At 68.3% G+C, this 25,450-nt stretch carries 19 protein-coding genes, 1 tRNA gene and 1 other RNA gene; 17 read left to right on the top strand and 4 right to left on the bottom strand.

Going from position 1 to position 25,450, the window contains the following annotated elements; translation table 11 throughout:
• The first annotated feature begins 39 nt into the window (after window positions 1-39).
• The 7 genes from E3O44_RS08340 to E3O44_RS08310 all read left to right on the top strand — a co-directional run bounded on the left by E3O44_RS08340 (window position 40) and on the right by E3O44_RS08310 (window position 9,780).
• Window positions 40-1,518 (top strand): dihydrolipoyl dehydrogenase family protein, encoded by a 1,479-nt coding sequence (locus E3O44_RS08340; protein ID WP_241976174.1) that lies wholly within the window; start codon window positions 40-42, stop codon window positions 1,516-1,518.
• A 154-nt stretch (window positions 1,519-1,672) separates the two neighbouring features.
• Entirely contained in the window at window positions 1,673-2,950 is a 1,278-nt protein-coding gene (locus E3O44_RS08335) for a multidrug effflux MFS transporter (RefSeq protein WP_241976172.1), read from the top strand.
• Window positions 2,951-3,110: 160 nt separating this feature from the next.
• On the top strand, window positions 3,111-3,884 hold the full coding sequence (locus tag E3O44_RS08330) for a phosphatase PAP2 family protein (protein ID WP_134534266.1): 774 nt from the start codon (window positions 3,111-3,113) through the stop codon (window positions 3,882-3,884).
• A gap of 129 nt (window positions 3,885-4,013) precedes the next feature.
• Window positions 4,014-5,315, top strand: coding sequence for a saccharopine dehydrogenase family protein (locus E3O44_RS08325; RefSeq protein ID WP_134534264.1), 1,302 nt, complete (start codon window positions 4,014-4,016; stop codon window positions 5,313-5,315).
• A complete protein-coding gene (locus tag E3O44_RS08320) occupies window positions 5,312-6,715 on the top strand; it encodes an NAD(P)/FAD-dependent oxidoreductase (RefSeq protein ID WP_134534262.1) in 1,404 nt (467 codons plus the stop codon). The genes E3O44_RS08325 and E3O44_RS08320 overlap by 4 nt, the downstream gene beginning before the upstream one ends.
• Window positions 6,716-6,754: 39 nt before the next feature.
• Window positions 6,755-7,645: a GNAT family N-acetyltransferase gene (locus E3O44_RS08315; protein ID WP_134534260.1), complete on the top strand. Its 891-nt coding sequence runs from the start codon at window positions 6,755-6,757 to the stop codon at window positions 7,643-7,645.
• A gap of 143 nt (window positions 7,646-7,788) precedes the next feature.
• Window positions 7,789-9,780 carry a helicase HerA-like domain-containing protein gene (locus E3O44_RS08310; protein WP_134534258.1) on the top strand — a complete coding sequence of 664 codons (1,992 nt, stop codon included), beginning with the start codon at window positions 7,789-7,791 and terminating at the stop codon, window positions 9,778-9,780.
• A gap of 19 nt (window positions 9,781-9,799) precedes the next feature.
• On the opposite strand, the gene E3O44_RS08305 is transcribed toward E3O44_RS08310, so the two are convergent.
• Window positions 9,800-10,276 carry a hypothetical protein gene (locus tag E3O44_RS08305; protein WP_134534256.1) on the bottom strand — a complete coding sequence of 159 codons (477 nt, stop codon included), beginning with the start codon at window positions 10,274-10,276 and terminating at the stop codon, window positions 9,800-9,802.
• Window positions 10,277-10,523: 247 nt separating this feature from the next.
• Here E3O44_RS08305 and E3O44_RS08300 point away from each other — a divergent pair, with 247 nt between their 5' ends.
• From E3O44_RS08300 to E3O44_RS08290, 3 genes are read left to right on the top strand one after another with little or no spacing between them, the layout of a single operon-like run.
• Window positions 10,524-11,891 (top strand): TrkH family potassium uptake protein, encoded by a 1,368-nt coding sequence (locus tag E3O44_RS08300; RefSeq protein ID WP_241976170.1) that lies wholly within the window; start codon window positions 10,524-10,526, stop codon window positions 11,889-11,891.
• Window positions 11,884-12,582, top strand: coding sequence for a potassium channel family protein (locus tag E3O44_RS08295; protein WP_241976168.1), 699 nt, complete (start codon window positions 11,884-11,886; stop codon window positions 12,580-12,582). The genes E3O44_RS08300 and E3O44_RS08295 overlap by 8 nt, the downstream gene beginning before the upstream one ends.
• Before the next feature lie 36 nt (window positions 12,583-12,618).
• The gene (locus E3O44_RS08290; protein ID WP_134534254.1) at window positions 12,619-12,870 is read left to right on the top strand and encodes a putative acetyltransferase; all 252 of its coding nucleotides are present in this window, start codon (window positions 12,619-12,621) and stop codon (window positions 12,868-12,870) included.
• A 31-nt stretch (window positions 12,871-12,901) separates the two neighbouring features.
• Here E3O44_RS08290 and E3O44_RS08285 read toward each other — a convergent pair.
• Window positions 12,902-12,989: transfer RNA gene (locus tag E3O44_RS08285), tRNA-Ser, on the bottom strand.
• Window positions 12,990-13,109: 120 nt separating this feature from the next.
• Between E3O44_RS08285 and ffs the strand changes: the two genes are divergently transcribed.
• The 4 genes from ffs to E3O44_RS08265 all read left to right on the top strand — a co-directional run bounded on the left by ffs (window position 13,110) and on the right by E3O44_RS08265 (window position 19,277).
• Window positions 13,110-13,206, top strand: an RNA gene (ffs, locus tag E3O44_RS08280) — signal recognition particle sRNA small type.
• Between the two features lie 190 nt (window positions 13,207-13,396).
• A complete protein-coding gene (locus E3O44_RS08275) occupies window positions 13,397-15,865 on the top strand; it encodes a phosphoketolase family protein (RefSeq protein WP_134534252.1) in 2,469 nt (822 codons plus the stop codon).
• Between the two features lie 2 nt (window positions 15,866-15,867).
• Window positions 15,868-18,093 (top strand): phosphate acetyltransferase, encoded by a 2,226-nt coding sequence (gene pta, locus E3O44_RS08270; RefSeq protein WP_134534250.1) that lies wholly within the window; start codon window positions 15,868-15,870, stop codon window positions 18,091-18,093.
• Entirely contained in the window at window positions 18,090-19,277 is a 1,188-nt protein-coding gene (locus E3O44_RS08265; RefSeq protein WP_134534248.1) for an acetate/propionate family kinase, read from the top strand. The genes pta and E3O44_RS08265 overlap by 4 nt, the downstream gene beginning before the upstream one ends.
• A gap of 217 nt (window positions 19,278-19,494) precedes the next feature.
• Here the strand turns inward: E3O44_RS08265 and E3O44_RS08260 are convergent, their stop codons facing one another.
• Together E3O44_RS08260 and E3O44_RS08255 are read right to left on the bottom strand one after the other, a co-directional pair.
• A complete protein-coding gene (locus E3O44_RS08260; RefSeq protein WP_134534246.1) occupies window positions 19,495-20,487 on the bottom strand; it encodes a hypothetical protein in 993 nt (330 codons plus the stop codon).
• Window positions 20,488-20,823: 336 nt separating this feature from the next.
• Window positions 20,824-21,840 (bottom strand): LacI family DNA-binding transcriptional regulator, encoded by a 1,017-nt coding sequence (locus E3O44_RS08255; protein WP_134534853.1) that lies wholly within the window; start codon window positions 21,838-21,840, stop codon window positions 20,824-20,826.
• 254 nt (window positions 21,841-22,094) lie between these two features.
• Between E3O44_RS08255 and E3O44_RS08250 the strand changes: the two genes are divergently transcribed.
• The 3 genes from E3O44_RS08250 (at window position 22,095) to E3O44_RS08240 (ending at window position 25,414) form a co-directional block, all read left to right on the top strand.
• On the top strand, window positions 22,095-23,024 hold the full coding sequence (locus tag E3O44_RS08250) for a carbohydrate ABC transporter permease (protein ID WP_134534244.1): 930 nt from the start codon (window positions 22,095-22,097) through the stop codon (window positions 23,022-23,024).
• A gap of 61 nt (window positions 23,025-23,085) precedes the next feature.
• Complete coding sequence (locus tag E3O44_RS08245) at window positions 23,086-23,970, top strand: carbohydrate ABC transporter permease (protein ID WP_241976276.1); 885 nt, start codon at window positions 23,086-23,088, stop codon at window positions 23,968-23,970.
• A 79-nt stretch (window positions 23,971-24,049) separates the two neighbouring features.
• On the top strand, window positions 24,050-25,414 hold the full coding sequence (locus tag E3O44_RS08240; RefSeq protein ID WP_134534240.1) for an ABC transporter substrate-binding protein: 1,365 nt from the start codon (window positions 24,050-24,052) through the stop codon (window positions 25,412-25,414).
• Window positions 25,415-25,450 lie beyond the last annotated feature (36 nt).

Genomic DNA, 25,450 nt, shown 5'->3' with positions numbered 1-25,450 from the left:
TCGGATTGGCGGGCAGCTTTCAGTCGCGTCGGAGACACTGTGAAGCACTATTCAGCGCTCCCTCAGGTGAAGGACCTCTCCGTGCCCGAATCTCACCCCGACCACCCCGACGACCCCGATCGCTCTGACCGCCCCGACCACTTCGATATCGTCGTCATCGGCGCCGGGCCGGCCGGGACCGCCGCAGCGCTCCGCGCCGCTGAGCTGGGCGCACGGGTCGCGGTCGTGGAGGCGGACCGACTCGGCGGCACCTGCGTCAACACCGGATGTGTGCCGACGCGGGTGCTCGCCAAGACGGCGCGCCTCATCCGCGAGGCGCGCACGCTCGGCGGCTACGGGATCGTGGTGTCCGATCCGTGGATCGAGTGGCCCGCCGTGGTGCGTCACGTGCAGACCCAGGTCGACAAGGTGCGGTCGATCAAGAACGAGGCAGAGCGTTTCGCGGCCGCCGGGATCACCCTCGTGCTCGAGGGCCGTGCCCGATTCACCGGTCCGCACTCTGTCGTGCTCGACAGCGGCCGCTCCCTGACCGCTGACACCTTCCTGGTCTGCGTCGGCGGGCACTCGCGCCGGTTGCCGGTGCCCGGTGCGGAACTCGCGACGGTCCCCGAGGCGGTTCTCGACCTCCCCGGCCTCCCGAACCGGGTCGCGGTGATCGGGGCGGGCAACACGGGCGCCCAGCTGGTCACCGTGTTCAGCGCCTTCGGTTCCCGGGTGACGGTGCTCGATGTCGCGCCGCGCATCCTGATGGCCTCCGACGCCGAGATCGCCGCGACGGTGAGCGATGCCTTCCGGGCCAACGGCGTGGCGATCCACACCGGGATCGACACGATCACGAGCCTGGAACGGGCCGGCGACGGGGCGATCACGCTCCGCTGGGCCGAGGGCGGGCATCCGTTCGCCGCCGACTTCGACACCGTGATCATGTCGACGGGCTGGCCGGCGGACGTCGAGGACCTCGGCCTTGCTGCGGCGGGCATCGCAACCGAGCGCTCCGCCATCCCCGTCGATCGCTACTTCCGATCGGTCGTTCCGCACATCTTCGCCGTCGGGGACGCCAACGGGCGCGACATGCTCGTGCAGGCGGCCCAATTCGAGGGCGAGGCGGCGGCCGAGAACGCCGTGCTCGACGCCAATCGTCGCACGCCGCACCACCTGTTGCCGGCCGGCGGGTTCACCGATCCCGACTACGCAGGGGTCGGGCTGACCGAAGCGGATGCCCGAGCGCGCGACCCGCACTGCGTCGTCGCGGTCGTACGGTACTCGGGCCTGGACCGTGCCGTGATCGACGATCGGGAACGCGGATTCCTCAAACTCATCTCCGACCGTCGGCGGGAACTGATTCTCGGGGCGCATGCGACGGGGGAGAACGCCGTGGAAGTCGTCCAGTCCGTGACCACAGCGATGGCCGCGGGCGTCGACGTCGCCACCCTCGCCCGGGTGCGATTCGCCTACCCGACCTACAGCGCGGTGATCGGCATCGCCGCCAGGCGACTCCTCGCGGAGCAGCCCGGCTGAAGCGGATGCCGCCGCCGGAAAACGCAGGATGAGCGGGTCGGGCGAGACGTAGGCTTGACGCAGGTGCGACCTGGCACCCTGGGGACTCTCGACGCAGCCGGACCCGGCCTGCGGCATCCTGACTCGCGGGGAAGCAACCAGAGGAGCACCCGCCGTGACCACCGAATCCCTGACCGTGATCACCGCGGCAGACCTGCGGGCGACCGGGAGGCACCCGGGTGATGCGCTGTCCCGCGGGCAACGGCTCGTCTACGTGCTCATTCTCGGGGCGCTCACGGCACTCGGCCCGTTCACGATCGACCTCTACCTCCCCGCGTTCCCGACCCTGCAGAGTGAGCTCGGAGTCTCGGCGGCCGCCATCCAGCTGACTCTGACCGGCACCATGGTCGGGTTCGGGCTCGGCCAGCTCATCGTCGGGCCGTGGAGCGACACGGTCGGCCGGCGCCTGCCGCTCATGCTCGCGGCCGGCTTCCACATTGTCAGCAGCATCGGTGCCGCGCTCTCGCCCGACATCGTCTGGCTCGGTGTCTTCCGGGTGCTGATGGGCTTCGGTGCCGCGGCGGGCGTCGTCGTCGCCCTCGCCATGGTGCGGGACCTGTTCGGCGGCAAGCCGCTCGTGCGGATGCTGTCCCGACTGGCCCTGATCAGCGGGCTCGCGCCGGTGATCGCGCCCGTTCTCGGCTCGCAGCTGCTGCTCGTGATGAACTGGCGCGGCATCTTCATCGTCCTCGCCGGGTATGGCGCGGTCGTGATCGCCGCGGTCGCCATCTGGATCGTCGAGACGCGGCCGGTGCACGAGCGCCACCACGCGGGGCACAGCACCCTCGGTCAGCGGTACCGGGCTGTGCTCGGCGACCGCACCTTCGTCGGCGTCGCGGTCGTCGGGGCGATGACCTTCACCGGGCTGTTCTCCTACCTGTCGGCGTCATCGTTCCTCTTCCAGCAGGTCTACGCATTCACGCCGCAGCAGTACGGCGCGCTGTTCGCGGTCAACTCCCTCGGCATCGTCGTCGGGGTGCAGACCAGCTCCCGGCTGATGCACCGCCACAACGTCGCCCCGCAGTGGATCCTGGCCTGCTCGACCGCCGCGCTCGCCGTGTTCGCGACCCTGATACTCGTGCTCGGCCTCGTCGACGCGGGGCTCTGGGGCGTGATCGTTCCGCTCTGGTTCTTCATCGCCGCATGCGGCTTCACCTTCCCCTCCGTGCAGGTGATCGCGCTCAACGCGCATCCGCACGAGGCCGGCACGGCGGCGTCCCTCCTCGGGGCCGGAAACTACGGGCTCGCGGGCCTCGTCTCACCCGTCGTCGGAATGCTCGGGGTCTCGACAGCGGTGCCGATGGCCGCGGTCATGCTCGGGACCGCGCTCGCCTCGGTGTGCTCCCTGTGGTTCGTGCTTCGGCCGCGCACGGTGCCGCGCCTCACCCACTGAGCGCGCGCGCCCTTCCCCGCGCCCGCCGGCCGCCGTTCCCCGCGCGCCGGTTGCCGAACGGTTGCCGATACGGACAAGAGTGGCCGGCGCACCGGGAACACGTGTCCGTAGTGGCAACCGTTACGGCGAGGGCACAGGATCATCCGCCTAACATGGCCTGATGGACGATGACAGCGCCCGCATACCCGAGCCAGACCCTGCACTCGAGACAGACAGTGCAGCCGAGCCAGACCGCGCGCCCGCCGTCGCCCCGGAAACCGCGGCTGCCCCGGCCGCGCGCCGCATCGCCCGGCGCTGGCCGCTGCTCAGCGGCCTCGTCGCGGTGCTCCTCGCCGCGGGCCTTGGCGCCCTGATCGTCTTTCGCGACAACGGGAACCCGCTCGGCATCGACACCGAGTGGATGGGCGAGATCATCGAGCACCGGGCGCCGATCTGGGAGTACGCCTCGCTTGTGATGAACTTCCTCGGTGCGGGAATCGCCGGGGTCGTGATCATCCCGGTCCTGATCCTGGTGGGATTGCTCCTACTGAAACGTCCCTGGGCGGCGGGCTACTTCCTGGTGGCAACGCTGGTCAGTTCGGGACTCGTGCAACTCCTCAAGAACCTGTTCGGCCGCGCCCGCCCACAGGACATGCTGGTCACGAGCGATTTCGGCTCATTCCCTTCTGGGCATGTAGCGAACGCGGCGACGATGGTCGTGTGCCTCGCCCTGATCTTCCCTAAGGTGTGGGTCTGGGTGACCGGCACGATCTGGGTCGTCGTGATGATGGTCAGCCGCACCTACCTCGGCGCGCACTGGCTCACCGACACCATCGGCGGTCTGCTGCTCGGCATCGGAGTCGCCGTGCTGCTCTGGGCGCCCGTTGCCGCGAAACTCGACGGTGAGCGCCGGCTCGCCCACCGGCATCCGCTCAGGTCGGCCCCCGGGCCCTGACCGATTCGACGGACGTGTCGAGGTGTGTGTCGGTGGGACGGCTGCTTCGGTCTGTTCTGAGCACAGTTTCCGTCGAATTGGTTCGGATGTGGGGCAGACAACGGCGGATGCGCGCGGTACCGTCGTCGAATGAGAATCCTCCTTGTCGGGGCGGGCGGCGTCGGAGACGCGTTCGCGAAGATCATCGCTCGCCGGTCGTTCTTCGAACGGGTGATCGTGAGCGACTACGACCTCGGACGTGCGGAACGGACGATCGCCGCCGTCGCCGCCAAGTACGGTAACGAGAGCGCGGCCCGGTTCACGGCCGCCCAGATCGATGCGGGGGATCCGGACCGCGTCGTATCCGTCGCCAGGGAGCACGGCGCGACCCATGTGATGAACGCGGTCGAGCCGAAGTTCGTGCCGAGCGTGTTCGCCGGGGCGCTCGCCGCCGGCTGCAACTACCTCGACATGGCCGCGAGCCTCTCCGAACCGCACCCGACCGACCCCTACCACGAGACCGGCGTCAAGCTCGGCGACGACCAGTTCGCGCTCGCCGCCGACTGGGAGACCGCCGGGCGGCTCGCCCTCGTCGGGATGGGAGTCGAGCCGGGGCTGTCGGACGTGTTCGCCCGGTACGCCGCCGACCACCTGTTCAGTGAGATCGACGAGCTCGGCACCCGCGACGGCGCGAACCTCGTGGTGCGCGACGAATCCGGCGCCGAGATCTTCGCGCCCTCGTTCAGCATCTGGACGACGATCGAGGAGTGCCTGAACCCGCCGGTCATCTTCGAGAAGGACCGCGGCTGGTTCACGACCGAGCCGTTCAGCGAACCGGAGATCTTCGACTTCCCCGAGGGGATCGGCCCGGTCGAGTGCGTCAACGTCGAGCACGAAGAGGTGCTGCTGATGCCGCGCTGGCTCGACGCGAAGCGGGTCACCTTTAAGTACGGGCTCGGCGAGGAGTTCATCGGCGTGCTGCAGACCCTGCATCGCCTCGGCCTCGACAGTGTGACGCCCGTGCGGGTGCGCAGCGAGTCCGGGCCCGTCTGGGTCGCGCCCCGCGACGTCGTCGCGGCGAGCCTGCCGGACCCGGCCACGATCGGACCGCGGATGACCGGGAAGACCTGCGCCGGAGTCTGGGTCACAGGCACCGGTCTCGACGGAGCGCCGCGTGAGGTGTATCTGTACCACGTGAGCGACAACGAGTGGACGATGCGCGAGTACGACGCCCAGTGCGTCGTCTGGCAGACCGCCCTCAACCCGGTGATCGCCCTCGAACTGCTCGCGACCGGCGCCTGGACCGGTCTCGGCGTGCTCGGGCCCGAGGCGTTCGACGCGAAACCGTTCCTCGACCTGATGAGCGCGAGCGAGGCATCCGGTGGGTACGGTGAGCCCTGGGGGATGGAAGACCGGCTGGTGCGGCCCGCTTCCGAGGCCGACCCGGCATGATCAACGGTGACGTCTCCTTCTGGTGGAACCAGCTCGGCCGGCCGGCCCAGCGCCCGCCGCTGCCCGGTTCGCTCCGGGCCGACGTCTGCATCGTCGGGGCCGGCTATACCGGCCTCTGGACCGCCTACTACCTGAAGAAGGCCGCGCCCGGCCTGCGCATCGTGATCGTCGAGCAGCGCTTCGCCGGCTACGGGGCCTCCGGACGGAACGGCGGCTGGCTGACCAACTCGATCACAGGCGGACGTGAGCAGTACGTCCGATCGCACGGGCGTGACGCTGCCGCCCGCTTCCAGGCCGCGATGAACGACACCGTCGACGAGGTGATCCGCGTCGTCGCCGCCGAGGGCATCGACGCCGACATCGTCAAGGGCGGCGAGTTCACGGTTGCGTGCGACGTGCCCCAGCAGCGGCGACTCGAGGCGAGCGCCCGGTCCGAACGGGAGTGGGCGGAAACGGATGTCGAACTCCTCTCCGCAACGGAGGCATCCGCCCGCGTGAACGTCGTCGGAGCCACGGGAGCGATGTGGCACCCGCATTGCGCGCGGATTCACCCGGCGAAACTCGCCGCCGGGCTCGCCCGGGTCGTCGAGGCGCTCGGCGTCGAGATCTACGAGGACACCATGGTGACGGAGATCACCCCGCACCGCGCGGTCACGGGGCGCGGGATCGTCGCCGCGGACGTGGTCGTACGGGCGACCGAGGGATTCACCGCGGGCCTGCGCGGCCTGCACCGGGCCTGGCTGCCGATGAACTCGTCACTGATCGCCACGGCGCCGCTCGCGCCCGCGGTCTGGGAGAGCATCGGCTGGGACGGCCGCGAGACCCTCGGCGACATGGCGCACGCCTACATGTACGCGCAGCGCACCGCCGACGACCGGATCGCGATCGGCGGCCGAGGGGTGCCGTACCGCTTCGGATCGAAGACCGACTCCGACGGGCACACCCCGGCCGGCACGGTCGATGCGTTGCGCGGCATCCTGAACCGGTTCTTCCCCGCGACGACGGGGGTGACGATCGACCACGCCTGGTCCGGGGTGCTCGGGGTGCCGCGGGACTGGGCTGCGACGGTCGGCCTCGACCCGGCGACGGGGCTCGCCTGGGCGGGCGGCTACGTCGGAACCGGGGTCGCGACCACGAACCTGGCCGGGCGCACCCTGACCGAGCTGATCCTCGCGCGCGTCGCCGGTGGTGCGGATGCGAGCGGGGCTGGTGGGCTCAGCGAGCTGCCCTGGGTCAACCACCGGGTGCGCAACTGGGAGCCCGAACCGCTGCGCTGGCTCGCGGTGACCGGCCTGTATCGCGCCTATGGGATCGCCGACCGCGCCGAGCACGGCGGCCGCCGCACGACGACGTCGCCGCTCGCGACGATCGCCGACCGCGTCTCGGGCCGCGGCCACTGAACTGATTCGGGCCGGCCACGAATGTGGTCTACTCGAGGCATGAACGTTCTGCCGCCGTCACACGGCGTTGAGAGTGCGGCCGAGACCCTCGTGGCCGCGTACCGGGTCGCGCTCGCCGCTGCGGACGCGTCCGCGGTCAGTGTGCGCGCGGCCCGCCCCGAAGACCTTCCCGCCGTCGTCGCGCTCTTCGAGCGCACCTGGGGTTCCGGCCGCAGCCCGGATGCCTCCCTCCTGCGTGCCCTCGACCACGCCGGCAACACGGTGCTCGTCGCGACGAGTGACGCCGATACTGCCGCTGCCGCCGCCGACGGAGGCCCCAGCGCACGGGCGGGAGCGGAACCCGCGTTCGTCGGGGCCGCACTCGGCTTCCTCGGCTGGGCCGGCGGCATCCACCTGCACTCGCACATGACGGCCGTCGCACCGGGCCTGCGCGGCGGGGGGGTCGGCTATGCGCTCAAGCTCTTCCAGCGCGCGGTCTGCCTCGAGCACGGCGTCGACGAGATGCGCTGGACCTTCGACCCGCTGATCCGCCGCAACGCGCACTTCAACCTCGTGAAACTCGGCGCGGAGGTGACCGACTTCCACCCGGACTTCTACGGGCGGCTCGACGACGCGATCAGCGGCAGCGACCGCAGCGACCGGTTCGAGGTGCGCTGGCGCCTCGACTCGCCCCGGACGCTGGCGGCACTCGCCGGTTCCGCCCGGCCGCAGTGGGGCACCGCCGAACCGACCCGCGACGGGCTGCCCGCCCCCGAGCCCCTGGGGCTCAACCCTGACTTCGAGCGCCTCCGCACCGAGCACCCGGATGCCGCGGCCCGGCAGCGCGCCGACTCGCGGGTCGCATTCGCCGCGGCATTCTCCCGCGGCCTCCGGCCCGAACTCGCCGGCGACTCCTGGGTCTTCACCTCCCGCCCCGCAGACCCCGCCTGACCGCCTCCCCCGCCACTTGGTGTGCGTGTGTGTCCCGCGAGAGTGCACTTTTGGCCCTTAAATCCGCGGCTTAAGGGCCAAAAGTGCGCTCTCGCGGACAGGATTTGGGCGCGCGGATCGCGCGGCGGGGCTAGGATCGCGCCATGAATTCGAGCGATGCTGCCGATCAGTTGTCCGAGCTTCAGGCCGCGGCCGAGGCAGCCGTCGCCGCGGCACGCCAGGCGCAGGCCGATGCCGAAGCCGCCCTCGCCCGGGTGCAGGCTGCGGCCGTCCAGGCTCAGGCGGATGCCGCCACAGCGGCCGCGCGTAGGGAGTCCGACCCTGCGGCACCGCCACCCGCATCCGCGGCAGCCGCACCTGCGGCCGCACCCGCGGCCGCACCCGCGGTACCGGCCGAACGGTCGGCATCCGAGGTGCCGGCAGCGCCTAACGCCGCATCCGCAGCAGCCGCAGCGGCGACAGCAGCGGCACCGCTCACCGCGGCAGAGGTCGACGTGATTCGGGCCGGGTACGCCTTCAGCGGCCCGGCCCTCGAGATGGGCGCCCTCGTCAACGGCGACGCGCTCGCCGACGTGCCGATCCGGATCCCGCTCGCGATGACCAACCGGCACGGCCTCGTCGCCGGCGCGACCGGCACCGGGAAGACCCGCACCCTGCAGGTGCTCGCCGAGCAGCTCTCCGCGCACGGCGTGCCCGTGTTCGCCGCCGATATCAAGGGCGACCTGTCCGGCGTCGCGACCGCCGGCGTGCCGAACGACAAGCTGCTCGCCCGCACCCGCGGCATCGGGCAGGACTGGACCGGCCAGGCCGCCCCAACCGAGTACTTCTCCCTCGGCGGCACCGGCCGCGGTGTGCCGGTGCGCGCGACCGTCGCCGGCTTCGGTCCGCTGCTCCTGAGCAAGGTCCTGGGCCTCAACGACACTCAGGAATCCAGCCTCGGCCTCGTCTTCCACTACGCCGACCAGGCCGGCCTTCCGCTGCTCGACCTCACCGATCTGCGCGCGGTGCTGAGCTTCCTGACCAGCCCGGCGGGTAAGGCCGAGCTCGCCGGTCTCGGCGGCCTGTCCCCGGCGACCGTCGGCGTGATCCTTCGCGAACTGATCACCTTCGCGGACCAGGGCGCCGACGTCTTCTTCGGCGAGCCCGAGATCGACACCCGCGAATTCCTCCGCACCGCACCCGACGGCCGCGGCGTGATCAGCCTGCTCGAGGTGCCCGGGGTGCAGGACCAGCCCGCACTGTTCTCCACCTTCCTGATGTGGCTCCTGGCCGACCTCTACAACGACCTGCCCGAAGTCGGCGACCTCGACAAGCCCAAGCTCGTGTTCTTCTTCGACGAGGCGCACCTGCTCTTCGCGAACGCCTCCCAGGATTTCCTGGCCTCGATCACCCAGACCGTCCGGCTCATCCGCTCGAAGGGCGTCGGCATCTTCTTCGTCACGCAGACGCCCAAGGACGTGCCCGGCGACGTGCTTGCCCAGCTCGGTTCACGCGTGCAGCATCAGCTTCGGGCCTTCACCCCGGATGACGCCAAGGCGTTGCGAGCGACCGTCTCGACCTACCCGAACTCCGGTTATGACCTCGCAGAGGTGCTCACCGGGCTCGGAACCGGGGAGGCGATCGTGACCGTGATGAACGAGAAGGGCGCCCCGAGCCCCGTCGCGTGGACACGGCTGCGCGCACCGCAGGGGTCGATGTCCCCGACAGCGGATGCCGCGATCGAGTCGGCCGTCGCGGCGTCGCCGCTCCTGGCGACGTACGGGGCCACGATCGACCGGGAATCGGCGCGGGAGATCCTCGCGACCAAGCTCGAGGCGGCGAACCGGGCAGCGGCCGAGCAGCAGGCGAGTGAGCAGGCGGCGCTCGACGCGGCGAAGGAAGCCGCGGAGCGCGAGAAGGCCGAGAAGGCCGCCGTCGCCCAGCAGGCGAAGGACACGCGGGCCGCCGAGCAGGCCGAACGGAAGGCGCAGGCCGAGTACGACCGGCTGATGCGGCAGACCGCGGGGCCTGCACGCACCCGCACGAGCGCGAAACCGCAGAAGAGCGTGCTCGAGGAGGTGCTCGGGTCGTCGGTGACGAAGTCCATCCTGACCGGCGTCGTGGCCGGCATCTTCGGAACCCGGCGCCGGCGCTGAGCCGCGCCCCGGCATCCGCTCAGTCGGTGTGGGGGGTGAAGCGGCGTTCGAACCAGTAGAGCAGCTCGGGGCGGGACCGGTTCAGGTCCTGCAGTGTCATCGGCTCGGCGACCCGCACGATCGGCGCGTCGAGCTGCTCGACGATCGTCTCCATCGCCCCGCGCGAATAGAACTGGCCGCGCATCCGCAGCAGCAGCCGGCCGTCGAGTCCGGTGACGAACAGCTGCGGATGCGTGTCGAGCGCGCCGCTTTCGTAGAGGTCGAGGAGGACGATGGTTCCGATATCGGACTTGTCGTAGCTCGTGACCCTGCCCAGGAAGCCGCGTTCGGTGACCCCGTCCCTGTCGACCCAGATCACGGTGCGGAAGAACGCGATCGCGGCGAGCAGGCAGATGACGAAGAGGATGATCTGGCCGATCAAGACCGGCCGCCAGGAATCGGTCGGGATCGTGAGCCAGTAGAGAACGGCGGACACCGGAGCGACGAGGGCAAGCACGGACAGACCGGACTGCCGGAGCAACCGGCCGTGCGGTCTCAAAGCGTGCGCCCGAACGAGCGGTCCCCCAGTGACTTTCACCTTAAGCGTCCCCCTAGCCGGTGTATCCAGATTATCGCCAATGGGGGACGTACCCGGTAGCCACCTTAACGGGGACACCGCGTCGCACCTCCCGGAAACCCTCCCAACTTCATCCAGGTAGTCCGGAGCCCTCGTCGAAGTGGATTGGTATCCGTAGAGTGGGCTCGTGCCAGACTCTCCCCGCGCGCGGCGCAGCGCGCAGCTATCGAGATTCCGGGCGCACCCTGCCCAGGTGGGCGTCGCGGCCTTCGCCCTGACGATTGCGATCGGAACGGTGCTGCTGATGCTGCCGGTCGCCAGGGTCGGCCCCGGTGGGTCCACCCTGCTCGAGGCCCTGTTCACGGCGACGAGCGCCGTCTGCGTCACCGGGCTCGTCGTGGTCGACACGGCCACGCACTGGACACCCTTCGGACAGGTCGTCATCGTCCTGCTGATCCAGGTCGGCGGGCTCGGCATCATGACGTTCGCGTCCGTGGTCGGACTCTCGGTGCTGCGCAAGATGAGTCTCCGCTCCCGGATCACCGCGGCTGCCGAGAGCGGAAGCGTCGGACTCGAGAACGTCCGGGGTCTCCTGCTCGGTATCGTGACGACATCCGTGGTCATCGAGCTCTGCGTCGGCGCCCTGTTGAGCGCGAGGTTCGCGATCGGGTACGGAGAGCCCCTGGGACGCGCCGTGTGGCTCGGGCTCTTCCACGCGGTCTCCGCCTTCAACAACGCAGGATTCGCCCTGTTCAGCGACAACCTGATGTCCTACGCCACCGATCCGTGGATCTCGCTGCCGATCGCGGCGGCGGTCATCCTCGGCAGCCTCGGCTTCCCGGTGCTCGTGCAGCTGCGGCGGTTCCCGCGCCTGCCGCGCAAGTGGGTGATGAACACCCGGATCGTGCTGGCCGCCACCGTCGTTCTGCTCGTGGTCGGCACCACGTACCTCACCGCCGTCGAGTGGTCGAACCCCGCGACACTCGGGCAGTTCGCGGGTCCCGACAAGGTGCTCGCCGGCTTCTTCCAATCCGTGCAGGCCCGGTCGGGCGGGTTCAACACCATCGACTGGGGCCAGATGGACTCGGCGAGCCTGCTCGGCACCGACGTGCTGATGCTGATCGGCGGGGGACCCGCGGGCACCGCGGGCGGCATCAAGGTGACGACCTTCGCCGTGCTCTTCTTCGTTCTCCTCGCCGAGATCCGGGGAGAAGGGGCGGTCAACGTCTTCGGCAAGCAGCTCGCCAGGGCGGTGCAGCGCCAGGCCATCACGATCGTGCTGATCGCCGTCGCCCTGATCGCCGCGTCCACGGTCGTTCTGATGCTCCTGACCGACTTCAGCCTCGACGTGCTGCTCTTCGAGGTCATCTCCGCGTTCGCGACGGTCGGCCTGTCGACCGGGATCACGGCGAGCCTGCCGGTCGGCGGCCAGGTCCTGCTGATGCTCCTGATGTTCATCGGCCGGCTCGGCCCCATTACGTTCGCCTCGGCCCTCGCGCTCCGGCAGCGCCCCGCGACTTTTGAATTACCGATAGAAAGACCGATCATTGGCTAAATTCTCCCTGTTCGGGCGTCGCTCGTCCTCCCGCATGACCCGGGAGGACGCCGTCGTCGTGATCGGCCTGGGCCGGTTCGGCAGTTCGCTCGCCCTCGAGCTCATGAAGAGCGGCACTGAGGTGCTCGGGATCGACGGCGACGCGGACATCGTGCAGGCGCACAATGGCCTGCTCACCCATGTCGTGCGCGCGGACTCGACGAAGGAGGAGACCCTCCGTCAGCTCGGCGTCGCCGACTTCAGCAGCGCGGTCGTCGCGATCGGTGGGGACATCCAGGCGAACATCCTCACGGCGTCGCTGCTGATCAAGCTCGGCATCGGAAACATCTGGGCGAAGGCGGTGAGCGAACCGCACGGCGCGATCCTCGACCAGCTCGGGGTGAGCCACGTGATCTATCCGGAGAAGGACATGGGCAAACGCGTCGCGCACCTTGTGCGCGGGGTGATGCAGGACTACCTCGAGATCGGCGAGAACTTCGCGATGGTCAAGATGGCGCCGCCGCAGGAGACCGTCGGCATCCCGCTCGCGAAGACCCGGGTGCGGCCCGTGCACGGGGTGACCGTGACCGCGTTCCTCCGTGGCGGCGCCGGCTGGAACTACACGACCCTCGAGACCGTCCTCGAGGCGGACGACGTGATCCTCGTGGCGGGCGAGACCGAGCGGGTCGAGGCGTTCAGCCGGCTGCGCTGACGCGGGGCCCTGGTCGGCGCCGCGTAGGCTCGCCCTATGAGTAGTGCAGCAGCGGCCGCCGCCCGTTTTGTGACCGAGGCGGCGATCGGGACCCGCGTCGTCGTGCGCCGCACGATCGAGGGCGGGGTGACGGATGCCGTCGGCTACCTCCGCGCGTGCGGTCCGGTCGACTGCGTGGTCGAGACGAAACGCGGTCTCGTCACGATCGTGCTCGCCGAGATCGTCGCCGCGAAAGAGGTACCGCCGCCGCCGGCGCCGCGTGCGCCGCGGCATCCGTTCGCCGATTGACGAATCTTTATTGGCTCTGACGAATCTATATTGGCGGAGAATGGGGGATTCGAACCCCCGAGGGCTCTCACCCAACACGCTTTCCAAGCGTGCGCCATAGGCCACTAGGCGAATTCTCCTGGCCGGTCATTTCCCGAAGGTAACAACCTCGAAGAATCTTACCTGTTTCTGGAGGCACTTGAGAACGCGGTCTGCGGGGACCTGCTTTTGGCTCGGTGCGGCTTTGCGCATAAACTGGGAGTGGCTCCTCGCGTGGCGCTATCTCGGCCAACTCCCCCAGGACGGAAACGTAGCAAGGGTAACTGGGCTCTGGTGGGTGCGCGAGGAGTTTTTTCATGCCCGCGCGGCCTCGAATCCCGCACTCCTCAGGGCACTCTGACGCCCTCGTCTGCCTTGGCGTGGGCACTCCGCGCAGTACTGCCTGCGCGCGCGTCGCATACTGTGCAAAATTCCGTGATAACGATTCCATATCTACTCATAGACTGGGCTATGCGCGGATCGCGCCCCGACAGTGCCGGAGGCACCCATGGTCAACACGTCCGATAAAACCTTCTTGTGGCCCACCCAGCAGCCACGTCCGCTGAGCGATGAAGCGCTCGCGAGCGTAGACGCCTGGTGGCGAGCCGCGAATTATCTTTCCGTGGGGCAGATCTACCTGCTCGACAACCCGTTATTGCGGGAGCCGCTGACCCGCGACCACATTAAGCCCCGCCTGCTCGGTCACTGGGGAACGACCCCCGGACTGAACTTCATTTATGCCCACCTGAACCGCGCGATCCAGGAACGCAAGATCAGCACCCTTTATGTCACCGGCCCCGGCCACGGTGGGCCCGGCATGGTCGCCAACGCCTACCTCGACGGCACATACACCGAGATCTACTCCGGAGTCGAGCAGAGCGAACGCGGCGTCAAGGCCCTGTTCCGCCAGTTCTCCTTCCCGGGCGGAATCCCGAGCCACGCGTCACCGGAGACCCCCGGTTCCATCCACGAGGGCGGCGAGCTCGGCTACGCGCTCAGCCACGCTTACGGCGCCGCGTTCGACAACCCCGACCTGCTCGTCGCCGCCGTCGTCGGAGACGGCGAGGCCGAGACCGGCCCGCTCGCCACCAGCTGGCACTCCAACAAGTTCGTCGACCCGCTCGTCGACGGCGTCGTGCTGCCGATCCTGCACCTCAACGGGTACAAGATCGCCAACCCGACCATCCTCGCCCGCATCCCCGAGGAGGAGCTCCTCGACCTGATGCGCGGGTACGGCCACAAGCCGTACATCGTCTCCGGCGGCTTCAACGAGGAAGACCCGCTCCTCGTGCACCAGCGCATGGCCGAGACCCTCGACGAGGTCCTCAACGAGATCGCCGACATCAAGGCCCGCGCCCTCGCCGGCGACACCGAGCGTCCGCGCTGGCCCATGATCATCCTGCGCACCCCCAAGGGCTGGACCTGCCCGACAATGATCGACGGCCTCAAGGTCGTCGACTCCTGGCGTTCGCACCAGGTGCCGCTCAGCAACGCCCGCGACACCGAGGCGCACACCCGTCTCCTCGAGGGCTGGCTCGCCTCGTACCACCCCGAAGAATTGTTCGACGAGTCCGGTGCCCCGGTCGCGAAGATCGCAGCGCTCGCCCCGGAGGGAAACCTGCGGATGAGCGCGAACCCCGTCTCCAACGGCGGGCTGCTCCGCAAGGAGCTGCGCCTCCCCGACTTCCACGACTACGCCGTCGACGTTCCCTCCCCGGGCGCGACGACGGACGAGGCCACGAAGGTCCTCGGCACCTGGCTCGCGGATGTCATCCGGGACAACCCCGACAACTTCCGGATCTTCGGGCCGGATGAGACAGCATCCAACCGTCTCGCCCCCGCCGTGTTCGCGGCGACGGGAAAGACCTGGGACGCGGAGTACCACGAGGGCGACACCAACCTCGAACGTGCCGGCCGCATCATGGAGATGCTCAGCGAGCACCAGTGCCAGGGCTGGCTCGAGGGCTACCTGCTCACCGGCCGCCATGGCCTGTTCAACTGCTACGAGGCCTTCATCCACATCGTCGACTCGATGTTCAACCAGCACGCGAAGTGGCTCAAGGTCACCCGCGAGATCCCGTGGCGCCGCTCCATCTCGAGCCTCAACTACCTGCTCTCCTCGCACGTCTGGCGCCAGGACCACAACGGCTTCTCCCACCAGGACCCGGGCTTCATCGACCACGTCGTGAACAAGAGCGCGGATGTCGTGCGCGTCTACCTGCCCTTCGACGCGAACACGCTGCTCTCGATCTACGACCACTGCCTGCGCAGCGTCGACTACGTGAACGTCGTCGTCGCGGGCAAGCAGCCGGCTCCGAACTGGCTCACCATGGACCAGGCCGTCGCGCACTGCGACCGCGGCCTCGGCATCTTCGACTGGGCAGGCACGGAAATCGCCGGCACCGAACCGGATGTCGTCCTCGCTGCAGCCGGAGAGGTCCCGACCCTCGAGATCCTCGCCGCCGCCGCGATCCTGCGCGAAGCGATGCCCGACCTCAAGGTCCGCGTCGTCAACGTCGTCGACCTGATGCGCCTGCAGTCCGAGGCGGACCACCCGCACGGACTCAGCGACGCCGAGTTCGACGCCTACTTCACCGCGGACAAGCCCATCGTGTTCGCATACCACGGGTACCCGTGGCTGATCCACCGCCTGACCTACAAGCGCCACGGACACGGCAACCTGCACGCCCGCGGGTATAAGGAGAACGGCACGACGACGACCCCGTTCGACATGGTCATGCTCAACGACCTCGACCGATACCACCTGGTGATGGACGTCATCGACCGCGTTCCCGGACTCGGGGCCCGCGCCGGCGTTCTCCGCCAGGAAATGCAGGATGCCCGCCTCCGTGCCCGCGATTACACGCGCGCATTCGGTGAGGACATCCCCGAGGTCACCGAGTGGGTCTGGGATGCGAACGGCATCGGCGCCACCCCGGTCGATGTGGGACTTTCAACGGGTGGGGATAACGTCTAATCGTGGCTGACAGTATCTACATCACCTCCGCCGAGGGTTATACAGGCAAATCTACGATCGCGCTGGGTGTTTTGGACACCCTGCTGCGTTCGGTCGAACGGGTCGGCGTTTTCCGTCCCGTCGCCCGATCGTCCAACCATCCCGATTACGTGCTCGAGCTCCTGCTCGAGCACCTCTCCGCAGGCAAGGCCGCGAGTGCGACCGCCGCAACGAGCACCCCGCTCACGTACGACGAATGCGTCGGCGTACATTATGACGAGGTCCACCTCGACCCCGATGCGGCACTCGGCCGCATCGTGCAGCGTTATAAGGCCGTCGAGGCCCAGTGTGACGCGGTCGTCGTCATCGGAAGCGATTACACCGACGTCGGCAGCCCCACCGAGCTCGCCTTCAACCTCCGCATCGCCGCCAACCTCGGCGTCCCGGTGCTGCTGGTTCTCGGCGGACGCGTGGGCTCCGGGCAGGGCGAGACGCTCAACCAGGATGACCGACTCGGCCAGAGCGACCCGCGCACGCCGGACGACATCCGCCAGCTGACGGATGTCACGATCGCCGAACTGCGCAACGAGCACGTCTCGCTGCTCGGCGTCATCGTCAACCGGGCCGACCCGACGCGTCTGGACGACGTGATCGGCGCCGTCCGCGACGTCGTCGACGCGCCAGGGAGCGAACTCGCGAACGTGCCGGTCTGGGCGCTTCCCGAGGACCCGTACATCGTCGCACCGAGCATGAAGAGCATCCTCAAGGCCGTGAAGGGAACCCTCGTCAAGGGGGACCCCGCACTCCTGTCCCGTGAGGCCCTCGGAGTCGTCGTCGCGGCGATGTCGATGGTCAACGTGCTGCCGCGCCTCTTCGACGGCGCCGTCGTGCTCATCCCGAGCGACCGGCCCGACGTGCTCCTCGCCGTGCTGATGGCGAACTCCTCTGCGACGTTCCCCTCGATCGCAGGCATCATCCTCGTCGGCGGTTTCGACCTCCCGACCGAGATCGAACAGCTCGTCGAGGGGCTCGCCTCTACGGTGCCGATCATCCGCACCGAACTCGCGTCCTACGAGGCCGCGGTGCGCATCACGCATACCCCCGGCCGGATGGCCGCGGATTCGCAGCGCAAGCTCGACACCGCGCTCGCCCTCTTCGAGAGCCACGTCGAGGCATCCGTTCTGCTCGACCGCCTCAAGGTCAGCCGCGCCGACGTCGTGACGCCGCTCATGTTCGAGTACACGCTGCTCGAACGTGCGAGGAAGAACCGCAAGCGCATCGTCATGCCCGAGGGGGAGGACGACCGCGTGCTGCGCGCCGCCGCGACCCTGCTGGCCCGCGATGTCGCCGACATCATCATTCTCGGAGAAGAGGTCGAGGTTCGCTCCCGCGCGATCGGACTCGGCATCGACATCGGGAAGGCCCAGGTGATCAGCCCCTTCGACGAGGAGCTCCGCACCAAGTTCGCCACGGAGTACGCCCGACTGCGCGCCCACAAGGGCGTCACCATCGACCAGGCCAGGGACGTCGTCACCGACGTGTCCTACTTCGGCACGATGATGGTGCAGATGGGACTCGCCGACGGCATGGTCTCCGGTGCGACGCACACCACGGCGCACACCATCCGCCCGAGCTTCGAGATCATCAAGACCCGCCCGAACACGTCCGTCGTGTCGAGCGTGTTCCTGATGGCCCTCGCGGACAAGGTCCTCGTCTACGGCGACTGCGCCGTGAACCCCGACCCGACCGCCGAGCAGCTCGCCGACATCGCCATCTCCGCTTCGGAGACGGCCGTCGAGTTCGGCATCGAGCCGCGCATCGCGATGCTGTCGTACTCGACCGGCGAGTCGGGCAAGGGAGCGGACGTGGACAAGGTCCGCGCCGCGACCGCACTCGTGCGCGAGCGCCGTCCCGACCTCCTCATCGAGGGCCCGATCCAGTACGACGCGGCAGCGGATGCTGCTGTCGCCGCTGTGAAGATGCCGGCCTCGGCCGTGGCCGGCAGGGCCACCGTCTTCATCTTCCCGGACCTCAACACCGGTAACAACACCTACAAGGCCGTCCAGCGCAGTGCTGGCGCCCTCGCGCTCGGCCCCGTTCTGCAGGGCCTGCGCAAACCGATCAACGACCTTTCCCGAGGAGCACTAGTGCAGGACATCGTCAACACCGTCGCCATCACCGCCATCCAGGCGGCGTCGCTCGACTCCGCTGCCGCCGCCGCTGCCACGACTGCGACGGTCTCCGCATGAGCGCCGTCCTGGTCATCAACTCCGGGTCCTCGTCGTTCAAGTACCAGCTGATCGACATGGCCACGGAGACCGAGCTCGCGAGCGGTCTCGTCGAGCGCATCGGTGAGGCAAGCGGGCACGCCCGTCACAACGCCGCAGGGTCCGACCGCGTCGAGCAGACGCTGCCGATCCCGGACCACACCGCCGGATTCGCCGTGATGCTCGCCGCGTTCGCCGCCACGGGCCCGCAGCTCAGCACGGCGAACCTCGTGGCCGTCGGCCACCGGGTCGTGCAGGGTGGCAGCATCTTCCAGGGCCCGACCGTGATCGACGACGAGGTGCTCGCCCAGATCAGCGCGCTCTCCGACCTCGCGCCGCTGCACAACCCGGCACACGTGCAGGGCATCAACGCGGCCCGCGCCCAGTTCCCGGACGTGCCCCACGTCGCCGTCTTCGACACCTCGTTCCACCAGACGATGCCGGCATCGGCGTACACCTACGCGATCGACACCGCGCTGGCCGCCGAGTACGGCATCCGTCGTTATGGAGCACACGGCAGCTCGCACAAGTTCGTGTCCGAGGCCGTTGCGGAGTTCCTGGACCGCCCGCTCGCGGAGCTCAAGACGATCGTGCTGCACCTCGGCAACGGTGCGTCGGCGTGCGCGGTCGACGGCGGCGTCTCGATCGACACCTCGATGGGCCTCACCCCGCTGCAGGGACTCGTCATGGGTACCCGCTCCGGCGACATCGACCCCGCCGTGCTGTTCCACCTGCACCGCAAGGCCGGCATGTCGATCGAAGAGCTCGACGTCCTGCTGAACAAGAAGAGCGGCATGCTCGGAATGACCGGCAACGGTGACATGCGCGACGTCGAAGACGCCGCCATTGCCGGAGACGCGGTCGCCCAGGCCGCCCTCGACGTCTATTACCACCGCATCCGCGGCTACGTGGGCAACTACATCGCCCAGCTCGGCGGACTCGACGTGATCGTCTTCACCGCCGGTATCGGCGAGAATTCGGGGATCATCCGGGCCGGCGCCCTTGCCGGACTCGAATTCCTCGGCATCGAGATCGACCCGGCGAAGAACGACCCGTTCTCCCGGGTCGCCCGCGTCATCTCGACCGATGACTCGAAGGTCACCGTGCTCGTCATCCCGACGAACGAGGAGCTGGAGATCGCTCGCCAGACCCTGGCCGTCATCTAGCAGCACCCAGCGCCACACGAAACGGCCGTTCCCTTCGGGGAGCGGCCGTTTCGCCGTGAATCGGCGAACGTAATGTCGGATATTTTCGCGACACGCGGCATCCGCTGCCCGGTCGCGCGGCGTGTCGCAAAAAATCTCCGACCTTACGTCGCGGAGGCCGCGGCGACTTCCCGCGGCGTCAGCGGATGCCCGCGGCAGCCGCCAGCGAGGCCTCGCGCTACAACGGGTCATGCTTCGCGAAGAGCAGCGGCCCGACGTGGAGTGCACGCACGGAGAGGGCGTCGTCGACCACTCGCCTGATCGCCAGGAATGTCGTCTCCCACTCGAACAGAATCTGGTCGTGCGTGAGTCGAATCGAACGCCGCCCGAGCGCCTCGGTTTTGAGGTCGCGAATGCGGTCCGGGTGGAACCGCTCGGCTCCGTGCCAGCGCGCACCGTCGATCTCGAGCGCGACGCAGTCCTCGACGAGCAGGTCCTCGTCGCCGATATCGTGCACGCGCACCTGCGCGACGACCGTGTACCAGGCGTGCCGGAGTCGCCGGCGCACGATCGTCTCGAGCCCGGAGTCCGCCGTGAACTCGAGCTCTCGGATGCCCGGCTGCAGCCGCGCCGGAGCCGCACGACACAGCACACCCACCTCTGCCCGCGTCAGCACCCCTTCGTGCACTGCGGACTCGAGGCAAGCGATCGCATGCTCCTCGTCGAGGCAGCGCATCGCCTGCCACACCGCCTCCTTCGGACCGACGAGCCAGGATCTCGCCCGGTCCGGGTAGCGCGGCGCGGCCCAGTGATACACGATGACCCGCCCATCGCTCGTTCGGGACGGGCGCTTCCCGCGCCCGTTCGGCGGTACCTGCAGGTGCAGGGCGTCGAGCGGCAGGTCGGTCCACACTCGCGCCGATTCCAGGGCGCTGAGGCAGGTTACTTGAGCGTGCACTGCTGCGGCGTCGCGCTGGTCACGGCCGGCGTGTGGGCATACATAGGATCCGCGGGCGACGCGTTCGATCGTGCCGTTGGCACTGGCGGCACGGACCCGCGCCGCCGTCACCCCGAACCGGCGCAGTTCGGCGGTCGTACTCGCGTGCCCGAAGCCGCAGAGAAACGTCGCAGGGGTGGTGGTCGCCGTAGCCGGGGCAATTGTGGGGCGCGTGTCGTCGCTTGCGCCCGAAGCCGCGCGTTCAGGGGCTTTCCGGTTCTGAATCTCGTCCACGGGGCGAGAATGCCGCGCGCCGGCGGCCGCAGGCAGGCCGGCGGCGTGCCTGGGGAGAATTGTGCAGCCCTCGAGCCTGTGGGGGAGCCGTGCGGCGCTGGTGCGGGCCGGCCCTGCGGCCTGACAGACGCAACGTCGGAGATTCTCGCGAACCGCCGTATCCGCTGCCCCGGATTCACGGCATGTCGCGAAAATCTCCGACAGTCCGTAATTCAGGCGGGTGCCAGCGGATGCCCGGCGCGAGTGCGCTCCGCAGCGCGCGTATGTGGGCGCGTGCCGGGTCGCGCCGACGTAAGGTCGGAGATTCTCGTAACTCGCCGCATCCGCTGCCCGGATTCACGGCATGTCGCGAAAATCTCCGACGTTGCGAAGCCTCGGGGCGGTGCTGCCGCGGACGACGAGGTGGGTGGGCACGATCGTGGTGCCCGGAACGGATGCGCCGGGGGAGTCGATCTGCCGCAGGAGCTTCTCCATGCAGAGCCGGCCCACCTGGGCGAAGTCCTGGTGCACCGTCGTGAGTGGGGGCCAGAATTCGCCGGACTCGCGCATGTCGTCGAAGCCGACGACACTCACGTCGGCGGGCAGGCCCCGGCCGGCCTCGTGCATGGCGCGCATGACGCCGAGGGCCATCTGGTCGTTGGAGGCGAAGATGGCCGTGACGAGCGGGTCGGCGGCCAGGGTCACCCCGTGCACGTAGCCGCTCTGTGCGCTCCAGTCCCCCTCGAGCACGGGCGGCACCGGAGCGCCGGCGGCCTTTAGGGTGTTGCGCCACGACGCGGTGCGACGACCGGCCGAGAAGGACGACTCCGGACCCGCGATGTGCCAGACCGTGCGGTGCCCGAGGTCGAGCAGATGCTGGGTGGCCAGACGGGCGCCCTCGGTCTGGTCGGTGTCGACCACCGTGTACCGGGAACCGGCGTCGGAGTCGACGATCACGACGGGCAGCCCGGTCGGCACGGTCACGTCGATCCGGTCGAGCATGTGGGCTTCCATGATGATCACGATGCCGTCGACGGCCTGCTCGGCCAGCCGGGTCACGGCGCCGGTGACCGCGCCCTGGGTGGGCCGCGTCACCGGGATGAGCGTGATCGAGTACCCGGCCTGCGCGGCTGCCATCGCGACCGCATCGAGCGTGCGCATGTTGCCGAAGCTCGAAAGGGTGAACATGATCACGCCGATGGTGCTGAACCGGCCGGACTTCAGGGCGCGGGCGGCGCTGTTGGGCCGGTAGCCGATCTCGTCCATGGCCGCGAGCACGCGGTCCCGGGTGTCGGAGTCGACATTGCTGCGGGCGTTCACCACCCGGGACACGGTCTGGGAGGAGACACCGGCCAGGGCCGCGACATCCGCCATCGAGGGCAGGCGCTGCACGCCGCGCGTCGGGGGAGTCTGCGCAGTCGGCGGACTCTGGGGAGTCGAGGGCGCGGAGGGGCCAACGCCGTCTGCGGGGCTGATCTTTGCCACGTGCCCTCCCGGGTCCCGGAAAATGCTTCCGTATGTTTACGTAAACATGCTAGCGTGCTTACACGTCATGTTTACGTAAACATGATCGTGAACCTCGAACTCCATCATCCGCAGCACCACACCATCGAGTCAGAGAAACAGGAATGACGACGCTGTCAACACTCACCCCCAGTGGCCGGGCGCTTTCGGGCCCCCGGAAGCCGCACGTGCAGAAGCGCGACTGGACCGGCTGGAAGTTCATCGCCCCGTTCATGGTCGTCTTCACCCTCGTCCTGATCGCTCCGGTGCTGTATTCGATCTACCTGAGCTTCTTCAAGGAACAGCTCGTCGGAGGCAACTCCTTCGTCGGCTTCGCGAACTACGGCCAGGCGCTCACGGATCCCAAGTTCTGGGAGTCGATGGGGCGGGTGACCCTGTTCTTCGTCGTCCAGGTGCCGATCATGCTCGGCATCGCGCTCTTCGCAGCACTCGCGATCGACAGTGCCCGCCTGCACCTGTCCAGCTTCTTCCGCATCGCGATCTTCCTGCCGTACGCCGTTCCCGCGGTCGTCGCCACCCTGATGTGGGGCTTCATGTACGGCACCAAGTTCGGCCTCGTCGGCAACCTCAATGACTTCTTCCACCTCGCCATTCCGGACCCGCTCGGAAGCAGCTGGGTGCTCGCGAGCATCGGCAACATCGTCACCTGGGAATTCATCGGGTACAACATGATCCTGTTCTATGCGGCCCTTCGGGTGATCCCCACCGACCTCTACGAGGCGGCCTCCCTCGACGGGGCCGGCGCATTCCGCATCATCCGCAGCATCAAGATGCCTGCGCTGCGTCCCGCGATCGTGATCGGCGGCATCTTCTCGGTCATCGGCAGCTTCCAGCTCTTCAACGAGCCGAGCATCCTGCAGTCCCTGGCGCCCAACACCATTTCGACCTATTTCTCCCCGAACATGTACGCATACAACCTGTCCTTCGCCGGTCAGCAGTACAACTACTCGGCCACCATCGCGATCATCGTCGGCCTCATCACCGCCGTGATCGCCTACATCGTGCAGAACTCCGGTTCGCGGAAGGAGGTCTGAGATGTCCACCACTGACCAGGCCAGAGTGAACGTGTCCGCACGCCCGGCAAAGGCCCCACGGATGTCCCGCTACACCCGCACGAACAAGTCCAACCAGGGCCTGCACACCAGGAAGTCGATCCTGCTCACCATCATCATGGGTGCGCTGGTCCTCTACAGCCTGCTGCCCTTGTTCTGGCTCTTCGTGAACTCGACGAAGACCCAGGCCGAGCTGCTCAACTCGTTCGGCCTTTGGTTCAGCGGCCCGAACGCGCTCTGGGACAACATCGTCGCGACCGTCACCTACAACGACGGAGTCTTCGTCCGCTGGTTCGGCAACACGCTGATGTATGTCGTCGTCGGGGCGGGAGGGGCCACGTTCCTCGCGGCCCTCGGCGGCTATGGCCTGGCTAAATTCAACTTCCCCGGCAAGAAGGCCGTCTTCGCGGTCGTGCTCGGTGCCGTCGCGATCCCCGGAACGGCCCTCGCGGTCCCGACCTTCCTCATGTTCAGCCAGATGGGTCTCACGAACACGCCGTGGGCGGTCATCCTGCCCTCGTTGATCAGCCCGTTCGGCCTGTACCTGATCTGGACGTACGCGCTCGACGCCGTGCCGACCGAGGTGCTCGAGGCAGCACGCATGGACGGAGCAGGCGAATTCCGCACCTTCTTCACCATCTCGCTCAAGCTCCTCGCCCCCGGTCTCGTGACCGTGCTGCTGTTCACCCTCGTGGCCACCTGGAACAACTACTTCCTGCCCCTGATCATGCTGAGCGAACCGACCTGGTACCCGCTCACCGTGGGACTCAAGCAGTGGAGCAACCAGGCGCAGACCGTCGGAGGTGACGTGATCTACAACCTGGTGATCACCGGTTCGATGCTCACGATCATCCCGATCGTCGTCGCGTTCCTGTTCCTCCAGCGCTACTGGCAGTCCGGCCTCGCCGCCGGCAGCGTCAAGGCGTGACCCCCCCCAAGACCCATTCGACCGCACCACCTGTCCCGCATGGCACCTCATCCATTTACAAGGAAGTGAAAGGCATTTCATGAAATCACCACACAGCACCAGGAAGGCACTGCGCCGCACCGCGGTCGTCGTGGCCACCGGGCTCGCGCTCAGCATGTCCCTCGCCGCGTGTTCCGGATCCGGAACCGGATCGACCGCAGCATCGACCGCAAGCGCCGCCGACATCACCGCGGCCCTGAACGAGAAGTCGACCATCACCGTCTGGGCCTGGGCCCCTGCGGTGGCGGACATCGCCACCGCGTTCGAGAAGGAACACCCGAACGTGACCGTCAAGGTCGTCAACGCGGGAACCGGCAACGACCAGTACATCAAGCTGCAGAACGCGATCAAGGCCGGGTCCGGCGCGCCGGACATCGCCCAGATCGAGTACTACGCGCTTCCGCAGTTCGCGCTCTCCAAGTCGCTCGCCGACCTCAGCGCCTACGGATTCGACTCCTTCGCGTCCGAATACACCGACAGCACCTGGGGCTCGGTCAAGCTCGGCGACGGCATCTACGCCCTCCCGCAGGACTCCGGCCCCATGGCCATGTTCTACAACAAGGCCGTCTTCGACCAGTACGGCCTCACCGTTCCCACCACCTGGGACGAGTACATCGCAACGGCCAAGAAGCTGCACGCGGCCAACCCGAAGGCGTACATCACCAACGACACCGGCGACGCCGGCTTCACCACGAGCATGATCTGGCAGGCCGGCGGAAAGCCGTTCACCACGACGGACTCCACCAAGGTCAGCATCAACCTTCAGGACGAGGGCTCGAAGAAGTTCGCGGACACCTGGAACACGCTGCTCAGTAACGACCTCCTCGCCGCAACGCCCAGCTGGAGCGACGAATGGTACAAGGGCCTCGGCGACGGCACCATCGCCACCCTCAACATCGGTGCCTGGATGCCCGGAAACCTGGAGACCGGCGTCAAGGAGGCCTCCGGTAACTGGCGAGTCGCGCCGATGCCGACCTACAAGGCCGGCGACACCGCCAGCGCCGAGAACGGCGGCGGCGGAGACGCCATCCTCGAGCAGAGCACGAACAAGCTCGTGGCTGCCGGATTCCTCCAGTACATGAACGAAGGCGCCGGCACCCAGATCTCGATCGACGCCGGCGGATTCCCGTCGACCGTCGCCGACCTGAACTCCGACAAGTTCCTGAACGCCACGAGCGACTACTTCGGCGGCCAGAAGATCAATGAGGTCCTCGTGCAGTCCGCGAAGGACGTCGTACCCGGTTGGAGCTACCTGCCGTTCCAGGTCTACTCGAACAGCATCTTCAAGGACACCGTCGGTCAGGCGTATGCCGCCAAGTCCGACATCAACGCCGGGTTGACCGCGTGGCAGAAGGCCACCGCGGACTACGGCAACCAGCAGGGCTTCACCGTCACCAGCAAGTAGCTGCCTGCGCCACTGCCGGAGAAGGGCGGGCCTGGT

Origin of the sequence: Cryobacterium algoricola, from assembly GCF_004402485.1 — a bacterium.
GTDB lineage: Bacteria > Actinomycetota > Actinomycetes > Actinomycetales > Microbacteriaceae > Cryobacterium > Cryobacterium algoricola.
The sequence above is the reverse complement of the archived record's forward strand: the minus strand, read 5'-3'. Positions and strand labels throughout refer to the sequence as shown.